At 52.7% G+C, this 14,044-nt stretch carries 13 protein-coding genes; 5 read left to right on the top strand and 8 right to left on the bottom strand.

Going from position 1 to position 14,044, the window contains the following annotated elements:
• Positions 1–13: 13 nt before the first annotated feature.
• Together L1N82_RS13905 and L1N82_RS13900 are read left to right on the top strand one after the other, a co-directional pair.
• Positions 14–1,180 carry an iron-containing alcohol dehydrogenase gene (locus tag L1N82_RS13905; RefSeq protein WP_235288038.1) on the top strand — a complete coding sequence of 389 codons (1,167 nt, stop codon included), beginning with the start codon at positions 14–16 and terminating at the stop codon, positions 1,178–1,180.
• A 94-nt stretch (positions 1,181–1,274) separates the two neighbouring features.
• Complete coding sequence (locus tag L1N82_RS13900) at positions 1,275–1,622, top strand: hypothetical protein (protein WP_235288037.1); 348 nt, start codon at positions 1,275–1,277, stop codon at positions 1,620–1,622.
• A gap of 85 nt (positions 1,623–1,707) precedes the next feature.
• On the opposite strand, the gene uraA is transcribed toward L1N82_RS13900, so the two are convergent.
• The gene (uraA, locus tag L1N82_RS13895; protein ID WP_235288036.1) at positions 1,708–2,997 is read right to left on the bottom strand and encodes a uracil permease; all 1,290 of its coding nucleotides are present in this window, start codon (positions 2,995–2,997) and stop codon (positions 1,708–1,710) included.
• Between the two features lie 170 nt (positions 2,998–3,167).
• On the opposite strand from uraA, the gene L1N82_RS13890 reads away from it, so the two are divergent.
• Complete coding sequence (locus L1N82_RS13890) at positions 3,168–3,425, top strand: hypothetical protein (protein WP_407946754.1); 258 nt, start codon at positions 3,168–3,170, stop codon at positions 3,423–3,425.
• Between the two features lie 59 nt (positions 3,426–3,484).
• Here L1N82_RS13890 and L1N82_RS13885 read toward each other — a convergent pair whose 3' ends face one another.
• Entirely contained in the window at positions 3,485–3,802 is a 318-nt protein-coding gene (locus tag L1N82_RS13885; protein WP_235288035.1) for a hypothetical protein, read from the bottom strand.
• Between the two features lie 167 nt (positions 3,803–3,969).
• Here L1N82_RS13885 and L1N82_RS13880 point away from each other — a divergent pair, with 167 nt between their 5' ends.
• Positions 3,970–5,076 (top strand): copper amine oxidase N-terminal domain-containing protein, encoded by a 1,107-nt coding sequence (locus L1N82_RS13880; RefSeq protein WP_235288034.1) that lies wholly within the window; start codon positions 3,970–3,972, stop codon positions 5,074–5,076.
• 82 nt (positions 5,077–5,158) lie between these two features.
• Here the strand turns inward: L1N82_RS13880 and L1N82_RS13875 are convergent, their stop codons facing one another.
• The gene (locus tag L1N82_RS13875) at positions 5,159–6,748 is read right to left on the bottom strand and encodes a catalase (RefSeq protein WP_235288033.1); all 1,590 of its coding nucleotides are present in this window, start codon (positions 6,746–6,748) and stop codon (positions 5,159–5,161) included.
• Between the two features lie 243 nt (positions 6,749–6,991).
• Here L1N82_RS13875 and L1N82_RS13870 point away from each other — a divergent pair, with 243 nt between their 5' ends.
• Positions 6,992–8,401 (top strand): MATE family efflux transporter, encoded by a 1,410-nt coding sequence (locus tag L1N82_RS13870; protein ID WP_235288032.1) that lies wholly within the window; start codon positions 6,992–6,994, stop codon positions 8,399–8,401.
• 29 nt (positions 8,402–8,430) lie between these two features.
• Here the strand turns inward: L1N82_RS13870 and L1N82_RS13865 are convergent, their stop codons facing one another.
• From L1N82_RS13865 to L1N82_RS13845, 5 genes are all read right to left on the bottom strand, one after another.
• Positions 8,431–9,126, bottom strand: a complete 696-nt coding sequence (locus L1N82_RS13865; RefSeq protein WP_235288031.1) for a hypothetical protein — start codon at positions 9,124–9,126, stop codon at positions 8,431–8,433.
• Positions 9,123–10,124: a sugar phosphate isomerase/epimerase family protein gene (locus tag L1N82_RS13860; protein ID WP_235288030.1), complete on the bottom strand. Its 1,002-nt coding sequence runs from the start codon at positions 10,122–10,124 to the stop codon at positions 9,123–9,125. The genes L1N82_RS13865 and L1N82_RS13860 overlap by 4 nt, the downstream gene beginning before the upstream one ends.
• A gap of 64 nt (positions 10,125–10,188) precedes the next feature.
• A complete protein-coding gene (locus L1N82_RS13855; protein ID WP_235288029.1) occupies positions 10,189–11,844 on the bottom strand; it encodes an extracellular solute-binding protein in 1,656 nt (551 codons plus the stop codon).
• A 122-nt stretch (positions 11,845–11,966) separates the two neighbouring features.
• Positions 11,967–12,854, bottom strand: a complete 888-nt coding sequence (locus tag L1N82_RS13850) for a carbohydrate ABC transporter permease (protein WP_235288028.1) — start codon at positions 12,852–12,854, stop codon at positions 11,967–11,969.
• A gap of 27 nt (positions 12,855–12,881) precedes the next feature.
• Positions 12,882–13,856: an ABC transporter permease gene (locus L1N82_RS13845; protein WP_235288027.1), complete on the bottom strand. Its 975-nt coding sequence runs from the start codon at positions 13,854–13,856 to the stop codon at positions 12,882–12,884.
• Positions 13,857–14,044 lie beyond the last annotated feature (188 nt).

The raw sequence follows: 14,044 nt of genomic DNA, 5'->3' as shown, positions 1-14,044 counted from the left end.
GGCTGATTCGTGCATGAATCCATTTCGCTTTTACAACCCCACCCAGATTGTATTCGGTAAGGATACGGTCAGCGAGCTTGGTTCGCTGGTCGCGCCTTACGGTTCATCTATTCTGCTCGTCTATGGCGGAGGAAGCATCAAGAAGACAGGGCTATACGATAAAGTAAAGGAGCAGCTGGCATCTATTCATGCAACGGTGCATGAGCTGTCCGGCATCGATCCTAACCCAAGGCTCTCGAGCGTCGAGAAGGGCGTTCAGATCTGTCGGGAGAACGGTGTGCAGTTTATACTGGCAGTCGGCGGCGGCAGCGTCATTGATGCGGCCAAAGGAATAGCGGCTGGTGTGCCTTATGAAGGCTCGGTATGGGATTTCTGTACCCGAAAGGCACAGGTGCAGAAGGCGCTTCCGCTTGGTGCCATTCTGACTCTGTCGGCCACCGGTACGGAGATGAACGGCAACGCCGTCATAACCAACTGGGATCTGAAGCAGAAGCGGGGCATGGGAAGCATTCATGTCTATCCGCGGTTCTCGATTCTGGACCCGACGCTTACAATGACGGTGTCCAAGGAGCAGACAGCGAACGGTATCGTCGATATGATGTCTCATGTATTTGAGCAGTATTTCAGCCAGACGAAGGACACTCCGCTGCAGGAGCGGCTGTGTGAGTCCATTCTGCAAACTGTCGTAGAGAATGGGGAGACAGCTGTCCGTGAGCCCAACAACTATGAAGCACGCGCGAACCTGATGCTGTGCGGCACTTATGCGCTGAACGGCGGCATGATCAGTGTCGGCATGCAAAATGACTGGGCTTCCCACGATATTGAGCATGCAATCAGTGCGATCTACGATATTGCGCATGGCGCAGGCTTGTCCATCGTGTTCCCGAATTGGATGAAATATGTCTATAGCGCCCGGATCGATCGTTTTGTGCAGTATGCGGTCCGCGTATGGGGCGTTGATCCGGCCGGTAAGACCGACGAGGAGATTGCTCTTGCCGGCATCCAGGCAACAAGAGACTTCTTCACCCGCATTGGCGCTCCTGCGACACTTTCCGATGTAGGAATAAGTGATGAGTCGCTGGATGTTATGGCAGCGGATGCCGTGCGCTTTGGACCGCTTGGCTCGTTCCGCAAGCTGGAGCAGCAGGATGTCCGCTCAATCCTGGAGATGTCACTGTAAAAATCCGATAAAGAACGGCTCATGAATTGCTGGAAACTGGTTATCCTAACTTTTGCGCACGTCTTATGGTTGAACATGCCAGAGGAGGATAACGATGCAAAATCAATTCCCGCAGGGGAACAGCCAGCAAATGACATATGAGCAGTTTCAGGAGCTGCAGCGCCAGCGCCAGGAGCAGGAGCAGATCGCAGCGCGCCAGGCTATTCAGAACATTGGTGCCGACCGCGAATCCGACCGGATGCGTTCGGTAGTCCAGCAGCTGCAGAGCGTCAGTGAAGAGCTTCAAATGGCTGAGAATCAGATCCAGGTTCAGATGGATGCGCAGCTGCGTCAGCTGCAGCTGATCAAGCAGCGCATCCGCCAGTGCGAAAGCCTGATTCAGGAGACCGTGACTCGCCCCGCAGGCGCGCAAGGTCTGGCAGGGATGCAGGGCATGCAGTAGCAGCAGTGGAAGAATACGGATTAAAAAAGGCTGTCCGATTTAGCAGTAAACCTGCTACATCGGGCAGCCATTTTTTGGTTGAGCATCAGTGCTTGATTTGTTCTTCCGCTTCCTCGTTCGTGAGTCCGGTTACTTCCAGCAGCTTGAAGAACAGGCTGAGAATAATTGCAACAACGGTTGCGAGCGCCATTCCTTTGAGCTCCAGATGCCCCCACTTGAATGTCGTTCCGCTTAACCCAAGAACGAGAACGACTGTCGTCAGAATTAGATTGACAGGCTTGCTGTAATCGACCTTAGATTCAACCAGCATCCGTATGCCTGCAGCTGCTATGACGCCGAACAGCATCAAGGAAACGCCGCCTATTACAGGGGGTGGTACAGCGCCGATGATGGCAGAGAGCTTCCCAAAAAAGGAAAGCACGATAGCCGCGATGGCAGCTCCGCCTATTACCCAAACGGAATAGACGCGTGTAAGCGCCATGACACCAATATTTTCACCATAAGTGGTATTAGGTGTCGAACCGACTGCGCCGGATATCATGGTCGATATGCCGTTGCCAAGCAGGGAACGATGGAGGCCTGGATTACGGGACAGGTCCTTGTCCACCATGTTGCCGGTGACGATCAGATGGCCGATATGCTCGGCAATGACGACAAGCGCAGCAGGAGCGATAATTATAATGCTGGGCCAGTCGAATTCTGGTGTTGTGAATTCGGGTACAGCCAGTAAGCTCGCCTGGGCAATTCCTTCCGTCTTGACCATGCCTAGCGCCCAGGCCAGCAGATAGCCGCTTACGAAACCGATCAGGATTGGAATGATCTTCATAAACCCACGGAACATTACGGAGCCGATAATGATGATTCCAAGCGTAATCACGGACACGAGAATGCTCATCGGATCAGGTGTCCATTCTGGAGTGCCGTCGCTGATCCAGCCAGCCTGCTGGGCGGCTACAGGTACCAGCTCCAGACCAATGACCGCGATTATGGCGCCCATCGCGGCGGGCGGGAATACGACGTCCAGCCAGCGGGTGCCGGTCTTGCCGATCAGCAGCGCAACCAGTGTGAAGATCGCGCCGACAACAATGAAGGCCCCCAGCGCTTTCGGATAGTTATCCGCGTTTCCGGCAAGCACAAGCATAACCGGAGAAAGGAACGCAAAGCTTGATCCGAGATATGCCGGGATTTTCCCCTTGCAGATAAACAGATAGAGTAGGGTGCCGATGCCGTTCATCAGCAGTATGGTTGAGGCGTCAACCCCAAACAGGATGGGTACCAGCACAGTGGAGCCAAACATGGCAAACAGATGCTGAAGACTAAGCGGGATGCTCTGTATTAACGGCGGCCGCTCGTCCACTTGAATAGTACGCTGCACGAATTTTTTTCCCCCTATAAAACGTTTTGGTATATGTAGCCATTCAACATATTAACAGAATACGACATAAAGCTCCAAATTATTTTTTCTCACTAGGATGCCCGTATTTGTCCTATTCGTTTCGTCCCCGGCACTGGAAGGTAATGAAGAATAGCGGATGACCGGTACAAGTGTCGTCTAATCTGAAGCTGGGGGTGGCAGTTGTGAAGGAATGGGAGAAAGTGCCTGATGAGAAGAAGCAGAAGGGGAACCGGGATCATCCGGAGCAGTACCCGACAGACGAGGAAAGCTTGTTTGACCAGTTTGACAGCGAAAGGAATGTTGATCCTCTTCCGATGGAGGATATCGCAATGGAGCTCCGGGAAGAGAAGAAGCGGGATGGGGAAGAGAAGAGTGACTCATCCAGTGAACGGAAGCTGCGGCCATAGCCGAAAAATGCTCCTGCCTCACGGGCTTAGCCCGAGTGGCGGGAGCATTTTTAATGGCGTCAGCTGCCCTGCCTTTTCTGACGGGCTTCTTCTTCTATAATCTGGCTGACTGCAAAGGCCAGGTCATCATTACCGAAGAGCGAGAGAACCGTGAGCACGGTTTCGTTATCAATCGGACCAGCCTCTTCCTTAGGAACAGTCAGCTCCACTGCCTGCTTAAGCGCAGCGTTATCCCCCTGCCCCGGATAAGCGCTTGTATAGACTTCAACTGGATTTCGGTCATGGTTAACACACCACTGTGCAAATATAAGAATCATCATATTTTCATCACGTTGATAGCTGGCGATAATCTGGTCGCCGATTTTATTATCTGTCATCGGTACCGCTCCTCCTGTTAGATGGTCGAACCCCTAGCATCAGCGCCATTATACCGAAGATGCAAAAAAACTTCCAAAACTATTTTTTAAGCCACCCTACCAAAAAGGTAGAATCATGTCGAATATTATATTGTAACGTCCAAACGACCTCAGGGAGGAAACAACAGATGAAAAACAGGACTATCGTAGGTACAGCACTTCTAGCTTTTACACTTGCTTCAGGGACGGCATACGCCGAGACTCCGGCAGCAGAGCCAAGCCAAACCGGAACCAGCCAGACTGCGTCGGGAACGGCTGAGGCTGCTCCTGCTAAAGAGACCGCAGAAGAACCAGCAGGCAAGGCAGCAAGGGCCAAACAGAAAGACAAGCAGAGTGAAAAGCAAAAGGTCTCAGAGAGTGAAGAGCAGAAGGTCTCGGAGAATGAAGAGCAGAAGGTCTCGGAGAATGAAGAGCAGAAGGCCGTTCAGAGTGAAGAGGGCAAGGAAAAGGCGAAGCAGGGCGGAGCTAAAGGCCTGCAGAACGCTTATGAGAATGTAAAAGACAAGCCGGCAGGCGCTCGCATAGCCGCTAAATTAAAGGATAAATACGGAATTGAAGTGGCACCTGATGCTGTGCCTGCTGAGGTTGCCGTTGAGCTGGAAGCTGAAGGAGAGCTGGAGGCAGCGGCCGATGTGCTTACTGAGGCCATTCAGGATGATATTACGAATGTAGAGAACTACAAGAAGCTTGGCAAAGTAAAGAACAAGATGGGCAATAAGGGTGTCAAGACCTATATCAATGGCAAGGAGCTTGCTTCCGACGTGCCTCCTGTCGTTAAGAGCGGCCGGACACTGGTACCGTTCCGCGCGATCGCAGAATCCCTGCAGGCGGAAGTGCAGTGGGATTCGAAGACCAAGACCGTGACGGTAACGAAGAACGGGACCGAGGTTAAGGTTGTGCTGGGAAGCCAGACCGCTACCATTAACGGCCAGCAGGTTACAATTGACGTGCCGGGCGAGATGAACAAGAACCGTGTTTTCGTACCGCTGCGCTTTATCAGCGAAGCCTTGAAGGCGAATGTACAGTGGGACAAGGAAACGTCAAGCGCTATTATTGTAGGAGAAGAGGAAGCGGCAGCGGCTGAGGAAGCTCAGGAGCCAACAGCAGCGGAAGAGCCGGCAGCTGAAGAAACGACAGCGGATCAGCCGGTAACTGAAGCGCCAGCGGCCGAAGAGACGACTACCGAGCCGTCAACGACAGAAACATCGGCTGAAACGACCACGCAGCAAGCATAATTATTAATCAAGCAGCGCCAATAAGGCTGGCCGGATCAATAGATCCGGCCAGCCTCTTTGTTTTAAAATGCAGTGTTATACATTAATAAGGGTCTGCTTCATGGCCTTTGCTCTGCGCCTTCTCGGCAGCAGCAGTAGAATTCTGCTGAACGCCTTCCTTCATCCCGGAGGCGGCTTGCTCGAGCCCTTCCTTGACGCGCCTGCCATAGTCGGCATCTGCCTGCGTGAAGTAGCTGATCATCCGCTCCTGAATGTCGGGATTGCAAATCTTGAGTGCGGTGACAAGGTTGGAGATGAGCTCATCACGCTCCCAATCCTCGAAGGAACGGTAGGTTTCCCCGGCCTGCTTGAAGTCATTCGTCCGCTCAATCTTCTCACGGACAAGCTTCGCATCGTAATGAGGCTCATGCGGCTTGCCCTGCTGGACAGCTTCCTTCAGTCCGCCCATGGAGGAAGGCTCATAGTTGACATGTGGATTTTGTCCTGGTGCCCGGTCAACCTTGTACTGCATCTGGCCGCCGCTCAGATTCGTTGCGACGCGGCTTTTCGGTGCATTAATCGGCAGCTGAAGATAATTTGAGCCAACCCGGTGGCGCTGCGTATCGGAATAGGAGAAGGTGCGGCCCTGCAGAAGCTTGTCATCCGAGAATTCAAGACCGTCCACCAGCACGCCTGTACCAAATGCAACCTGTTCCACCTCGGTAAAATAGTCCTCCGGATTGCGGTTAAGCGTCATTTTACCAACAGGCAGGAAAGGGAACTGATCAGTTGGCCACAGCTTCGTCGGATCGAGCGGATCGAAGTCCAGTTCCGGGTGCTCGCCGTCGCTCATAATTTGTACGCAAAGCTCCCACTCCGGATAGTCGCCCTCCTCAATTGCGTGATAGAGATCCAGCGTCGCATGATTGAAGTTTGTTGCCTGTATTTCGCTGGCTTCACGTTGTGTCAGATTCTTGATTCCCTGATTAAGCGGCTCCCAGTGATATTTGACAAGCACCGCTTCGCCCTCGGCGTTGACCCACTTGTATGTATTGACGCCGGAGCCCTGCATCTGGCGGTAGTTCGCCGGGATTCCCCATGGTGAGAAGAGGAACGTTACCATATGAGTCGCCTCTGGAGACAGGGATACGAAGTCGAAGAAGCGGCGCATATCCTGGGCATTGGTGACCGGATCCGGCTTGAAGGCGTGAACCATATCCGGGAATTTCAGCGGATCGCGGATGAAGAAAATCTTCAGATTGTTGCCGACTAGGTCCCAATTGCCTTCTTCTGTGTAAAACTTTACCGCAAAGCCGCGCGGATCACGAAGCGTCTCCGGCGAGTGGCCGCCGTGAATAACGGTAGAGAAGCGCACGAAAACGGGCGTCTGTTTGCCAGGCTCCTGGAACAGCTTGGCTCTCGTATATTTGGACACAGGCTCATCTCCGACTTTTCCGTATGCCTCAAACACGCCATGCGCGCCGGCGCCGCGAGCATGAACAACACGTTCAGGTACACGTTCGCGGTCAAAGTGGGAGATCTTCTCCAGAAAATGATAGTTTTCAAGCGTGGCAGGCCCGCGGCTGCCGACCGTTCTGATATTCTGGTTATCCGTTACAGGATGACCCTGCCGGTTCGTCAGCGTCTGTTCTCCGTTTAGTGCTTCCGGATTCTTGCCGTTCTGTTCGTTCATTCTTCAGCCACCTTTCAAATTGTTGGAAATGATAACATTACAAAATTACCCGTGCTATGAACGGAGCCAAACAGCCTTTAACCCTCTAGAGGATGAAGATTGAATGAAGATTAGATGAATCATTTGGCATCTGCACTGGCAGAACAAGAAAGTAACAGAATGCCTAAACATTGCGGATGCGCAAGGGGCGGGCTTCGTGATAGGTTGAACAAGAAGTTCAATCGCAAACGGAGGATCACGCATATGTTTCGCAGTAAGATGAAGCCTGTCACTACAGTTTCCACGGAGCCGAAATTCCCGGCACTTGTCTGGACTATTGGGTTAGAGATGGTCTTAATGCTGCTCATGGGCAGTGTGGATACCTGGATGCTGAGCGCCGTATCTGACGGTGCTGTAGCAGCCGCGGGCCTTTCCAATCAATATGTGACCCTGGGACTCCTGGTATTAAGAATCGTCACGGTGGGGACTCAAGTTGTACTGGCACAGTATCTTGGAGCGGGCCATGAACAGGAGGGAAGCCGGGCGGCACTCGCATCTCTCTATTTAAATGCGGGAATTGGCGGAGCCATCAGTCTGCTTCTTGTTGTCTTCAGCGGTCCGCTGCTGGAGCTGCTTCAGACAAGTGATGAATTAATGCCTGCGGCCCGTTCCTATCTGATCTGGGTGGGCGGATCCCTGGTTCTCCAGTCTCTCGTAAACGGCTTGACTGCCATCATCCGGATCTATGGCCATACCCAGCTCGCCATGTATGCTTCAGTAGGCATGAATCTGGCTAATATTGCAGGCAATGCGGTATTCATATTCGGGCTGGCTATGATTCCAGCCATGGGTGTCACCGGGGCGGCCGTATCAACCTGCTTAAGCAGGGGACTGACCATGCTGGTCCTGTTCATGCTGTTTGCGAAGCTGACGGGCATCCGGTTTCGTATGCCGTCCAGAGATGTTTTTCATCCTGAGGATCTCGGCAGGATGGTGAAGGTGGGTGTTCCATCGGCGATGGAAACCTTCCTGTATCATGCTGTGCAGACGGTGTTCATTGCGCTGATCAGTCACCTGGGTACCGAGGCGCTTGCCGGGCGGCAGTACGCCGTAAACTTGACAATGTTCATAACCTGCTTCGGCAGTGCCTTCAGTTCGGCTAATATGATTATGGTTGGCCGGTATGTAGGAGGGGGAAGGTTCGACGAGGCCTATCAGCAGACCTGGCTGAGCATCCGTCTCAGCCTGATTGCGGTCCTAATAGCCAACTGCGCTGTCATCCTGTACCGTGAGCCTTTGGTCGGCCTGTTCACAGGGGATGCGGAGGTCATTCGTATAGCCGGGCAGCTGCTTCTGCTTAATCTGTTTGTGGAGACAGGCAAATGTCTTAACATGAATACGGTCAGCGCTTTGCGGGCTGTAGGAGATGCACGGTTTCCGCTGTTAATGGCCATTATTTCAATGGCGGGGATCAGTCTGAGTATCGGATATGGCTTGACTGCTGCCGGGCTTGGAGCTGCTGGAATCTGGATTGCAACGGGATTGGATGAATGGATTAGAGGGCTGTCCATGATGGGCAGATGGCGGAGCCGGAAGTGGGAGGCTGCAGTTCTAGTGCCCCAACACAAAACCGCCGCTCCCGCGAAAGGCGGAGTAACGGCGGCCAAGACGTGATACTGATCGTGTAAGAAATCTGCATTATATTATATGGATTCAAGCAATAGACGCATGCGCTTCGGAATTTCTTCCTTCAGAGTGTCCCATGATACAAAGACGCCCTCCGGCCATTCATAGGGCACATACCGGAAGGAGGGCTTGAACCGGAATTCCTGCAGATGCGCTTCTGACCTGCGGTCCATCTCTTCAGGATCGGTCTTGTAGGTGCCCTTCAGCATATCAGGCTCCAAAACACCACCATTGCCGGCCAGCTCGCCATTGGCCGATTCAACATCCGGAAGCAGAAGGAACAGCTCCGGCATCGGGGAGAAGGCGTGCTTGCCGGGCTGCACATAAAGCACGGCCCGTCCATCCTCTCCCAAATTCGAGCGGTCTGGCAGCAGCCCGCGCAAATATTTGCCATGGAAGCTCGCCTCCACGTTCAGTACGCTGCCGTCATGGGCCACATAGACCCAGACATGCTCCAGATCATAGAGATGCTGGATATCGTAATCGTAGTAGACGGCATACTCAATGACCCCCAGCACGCTCTCCGAATCCACGTTCAGCGTGCGCCGGAATGATGGAGAAGGGGAGGTGCGGTCGATGATTGTCACGCCAACCATAACCGGTTTAAACGGCTCCAGCTCGTCCATGTAAAGTCTCGGCGCAAGCCGGATTGCCAGCTCCCAATCCAATTGGATCTTCCGGGCTGGTCCGGAATCGGTCATATGTTCTTTCATTCTCGTATTGCCCCTTTCAGATGTGATACCCGGCTGCTCAGCAGCCTGTGGCTCTCTTCTATGGCTTCCGGCTCACAAACCGGCTTATATTCATAGACGCGCAGATCTGCTTGTTCAATGGCAGGGAGGAAGCGTTCAAAGCCAGCCGTGTCATCGCTATGGACATACGGGCACCAATGATCAACAAGACCTGCGGTATCATGGATATGCATGCCCTTCACATAGGGAAGCGCAGACGGTAGCTCCTCTGTAATGGAGTAGAGGCCGAGCCTTTCCATCATAATGGCATGCCCGGTATCAATCCACAGGTGAACAGGCGCGCCCTTAATGCTGTTAATAATACTTACCGCTTCCGAGAGGGTGGGCAGTTGATGAATACGCGCTCTCGTCTCCAGGCCGATCCACACATTCAGACCGCGCCTTGTGATTTCCTCGCTAACCCGTTCAAGACTTTCCGCAATCATCCGGCACCGGATGGCGCCGTCCTCGGAGCGGCGCTCCTTCAGTTCGGTGAGCAGGCTCTCATAGGCCGCGCTGTGCCGCAGGCCCTCCTTGTACATACGCTTGAGCTCGGCATCGTAACGGTGCTCAATAATCGCTTCTCCAGGATGAAGAACGACAGCTTCTGCTCCGAAGCGTTCCGCCTGGACAGCTGACTCCACGAGAAGCTGCTCCCCGTGCAGCCGCATTTCCATGTCGGGGTGGTTCAGCATATATGCATCCGGTCCATACTGGGTCATATCCTCCGCCTTTGGAAACACATGATGTACGCTTGAAATTCTGATTTCATTGCGGTATACAAGCGGGTAGATATCATCAGCCATTGTCCTGGTGACCTGATAGTTCAGTTCAATATCGCAGAAACCTAGGCTCTTGATATGACGGACCATATCGGCGCCTGATTCATGCTGCTTCACATTCCATGAAGTAGAGAATGACCAGCCATCCTTCGGGATAGGGGCTGAGAGGGGAGAGGGATGTCCGTTACCTAAGATCATAAGTGGTACTCCTTCCTTGAAAATAAGAGAAGGGCCAAGCATGCTTGACCCTTCCGCCAACTCCTTACTTCGTAAGATTAGCCTGCCATTCATTGGCTTCCTTGGTTGCCTGATCGCCGCCGGCAGCATACCACTTCTTAACGAACTCATCGAAGTAGTCGACCGGCTTGTCACCGGTAATAATGGAGATGTATGCTTCGTCACGCAGCTTGATCAGCTCAGCCTTGTACATGTCATCAGACGGCAGGGCGCCAATCAGCTTGTTGCGCACTGCGCCTTCGCTGAAGCCATTCTTTCTTGCCCATTCATTCTTGACTTCGTTCATCGTGAAGGTGAGGAAGTCAGAAGCAAAGATACCGGCGCCATACACGTTACCTTCCATCTCGTTGTATGGAGGCAGGATCTTGAAGGTACGTAGCGTCTCATCATCCGAATCCCAATGCTTACCCTTGATGCCCAGGTTAGCCGTATAGAAGTTTTCCTTCGTAGTACCCATGTTATGTTCCAGAATTTGCAGAATCTTGCCCAGCTTGTCCGGCTCATCCTCAAGCTGCTTACCGAATACAATAACCGGCGCATCGACATAGTTGTTGGCAAACAAGGTGCGCTCGCCGTTTAAACCGACAGGAGGGAGGCCGTAACGAATTGATTTTGCAATGGCAGGGTCCTTCTTCGCCAGCTCCTCGTAGTTGCGTCCGCCTTTGTCGCCTTCGATTTCTGCGAGCGGCTCATACCAGTGCTGGTTTTGGCCATGACCGGTAAAGCCGATTTTGCCGTTAACGAAAGCGTGGGAGATGCCCCAGTAGTCGCCCGTATTCTCACCGGTAATGAATTCCGGATCAAGCACGCCATCCTTATACCACTTGTTCAGCAGCTTCAGTGCTTCCTTCGCTTCCGGCATTACCGCAGCATTGACGATCTTGCCGTCCTTCTCCATCCAGAACCAGTCCTGCCACTTGTGCGGTCCGTAGCCTGGCAGCACGCCGAAAGCGCCGAAGATTGCCTGCAGCCCGGATTGGGACAGACCGTAGGTATCCTTCACGCCATTACCGTCCGGATCTTCATTCGTAAATTTGTAAAAGGCCTCTTCGAATTCCTCCAGCGTGTCCGGTGTCTTCGTGATGCCGACCTTCTCCAGCCAGTCACCGCGCCAGACAATTGTCGTACGGAATTCAGCCGCGTCACTCAGAATCGGCAGGCCGTAAATTTTGCCGTCGACGCTTGCATACTTAAGCCAGTTGGGGTCAAGCTTCATCGCATTCTCATAGATATTAGGCATGTACTTCTTGATGACTTCCTCAGGAATTTCCGCGAGCACCCCTTGGTCTACATATTGAGGCAGGGTATTGGTCTTGACTGCGTTGCGGTTGTAATCCGGTATTTCACCGGCTGCAAGCCGCATGTTGAACAGCTCAACCACATTGGCGTGGTCCAGATTCCAGATATCGAAGTCCACATTGAATTTCTCTTCGTAATACTTGACCATCTCCGCATCCTCGGGAACTGGCACCTTCTCATACGGCAGCCAGGAAATCGTGTACTTCTTCCCTTCAATTGGCTCATATTTCGCAAGCGGATCAGCCGAGCCTTCTGCCGACGCCGGTACTGCGTTGTTGCCGTTATTAGTTGCCGGCGAGTTCTCGTTGCCGCTGCAGGCTGTCAGCATTGCGCCTGCCAGCATCGTGGCAAGCAGTGTTTTTCCCCATTGTGCTGCTTTCATTCAGTTGTTCACCCTCCTGGAATTGGTTATAAAGAAGTCGGTATTATATGTCAAGATACGGGTGCCCTGTCAGCACCTATCGTATCGAGATTTATGCAGCAGTTACCGGCCGGGGAGAAACCTCAGCCTTTAACCGCACCGACGAGCATACCCTTAATGAAATACTTCTGGACAAAAGGATAGATCAGGATAATCGGGATTGTCGTAAACATGATCGTCGCAGCCTTCAGTGTCTCTGTGTTTACCTGGCGCTGCATTTCCGGAACGGCCGTGGAGAGCATGTCCATCTCGCCATCGAGCACGATCCGGCGCATTACCACCTGCAGAACTTCATTCTCGGGCCTGGTCATATAGAGCATGCTGTCAAACCACTGATTCCAGTGGAAGACGATGTTCCAGAGCCCCAGCGTGACGAGAATCGGCATGGAGAGCGGAATGACAATCTTCCACAAGATGTAGATATCGTTGGCCCCGTCGATCTTCGCGGACTCCTCGAGCTCAGCAGGGAGCGACTGCAGGAAATTCCTCGTTACAATCAGCTGGAAAGCGCTGACCATGGAGGGCAGCACAAGCGCCCACACTGTGTTCATCAGGTTAAGGCCCTTGATCATCAGATAGGTGGGGATGAGTCCACCTGAGAAGAACATCGTGAGCACAATCAGCTGTGTCCAGAACTTGCGATGCGGAAAATAAGGCTTGGCCAGCACATAAGCCGCTGACACGGTAACAACAAGTGTGATCAGGGTACCGAGCACCGTTCGGATAACCGCATTGACGAAGCCGCTGCGGATATATTTGTGCTCGAACACCATCTGATAGTTGGCCCATGTGAACTTCTCCGGCCAAATTTTGATTGTTGTGAATGAGACATCTGACGGACTAAGGGACATCGTAAGCAAATACAGGAATGGATACAGGGTTGTGATGCAGAGCAGAAGCATCATGCCCATATTCACGGTGTCAAACAGCAGTCCGCCCGGGTGGATACGCAGCTTGCGTATTGATTTCATCAGAATCTCCTCCTTGTAAGCTGGCTGCTACCATAAGCTGCTGTCGCTGACCTTCTTGGCAATCCAGTTGGCGATTAGAACCGCGATCAGGGAGATCACGTTCTTGAACAGGCCGACTGCCGTGGCGAAGCTGTACTGAATGCTCTCGATACCGGTTCGGTAGGTATAGGTGCTGAGTACATCACCTACTCCGTATACAGCCGGGTTATAGAGGTTCATGACCTGGTCAAAATCATCCTGGATGATCTTGCCGATCGACAGGATCAGCATGATGGTTACAACCGGCGCAATGCCTGGAAGCGTGATATTGCGGATACGCTGGAACCGGTTGGCTCCGTCCACCTTGGCAACCTCATACAGCTCGGGATTGATGCCGGCCATGGCTGCCAGATAGATGATGGCGCTCCAGCCGAGATCCTTCCAGATGTCCGTGGCAACGAGCACCGACCGGAACCATTCGGGGTTGCCGAGGAAATAAACGGCGTCAAGGCCAATTTCCTTGAGCAGCAGGTTCAGCGGACCGGTTGACGGCGACAGGAACTGGGTGAACACGCCGGCAAGAATAACCCAGGACAAAAAATGCGGGAAGTATGAGATGCTCTGGATGAAGCGGCGCATAAACACCAGCCGGATCTCGTTCAGCAGTATGGCAAATAGTATCGGAGCAGGAAAGCCGAACACAAATTTGTAGAAGCTGATGATCAGCGTGTTGCGAAAAGCGTTATTGAAGCTCTCCATTGCGAACAGCTTTCGAAAGTTCTCCAGTCCAACCCATTCGCTGCCGTTGATGCCGGCCAGGAACTTGTAGTCCTTGAAGGCGATCTGAACGCCATATAAAGGAAAGTAGTGGAACACAAAGAAATAGATGATGCACGGCAGCAGCAGGATCGTCAGGTAACGGTGCTTCCAGTAACGATTGTGCTTTAGCAGTTGGAGCCGGGAACGTACCGGGACGGAAGGCCATTTCCGCCGGATTGTCTCAGCCTTCGTGGGTGCTTGCATATTCGGTATCCTCCTTGAACGTTTGTCCGGCCGGTCAGGACCGGAAGCGATTACGCGGCAGCGCCATAACGAACATAGCAGCAGCAAGGTGGAAGAACAATTCAACATTCTTTGTTTGGTAGCATTTTTTGCGCTAAAACCAGCTGTTTTGACCTATCAATATTTTGTTATAGTGACAAGTTTCGTAG

The organism is Paenibacillus tarimensis, assembly GCF_021532315.1.
GTDB lineage: Bacteria > Bacillota > Bacilli > Paenibacillales > Paenibacillaceae > Paenibacillus_I > Paenibacillus_I tarimensis.
Note: the sequence above shows the minus strand (reverse complement) of the source record. Positions and strands in the feature narration are given on the sequence as shown.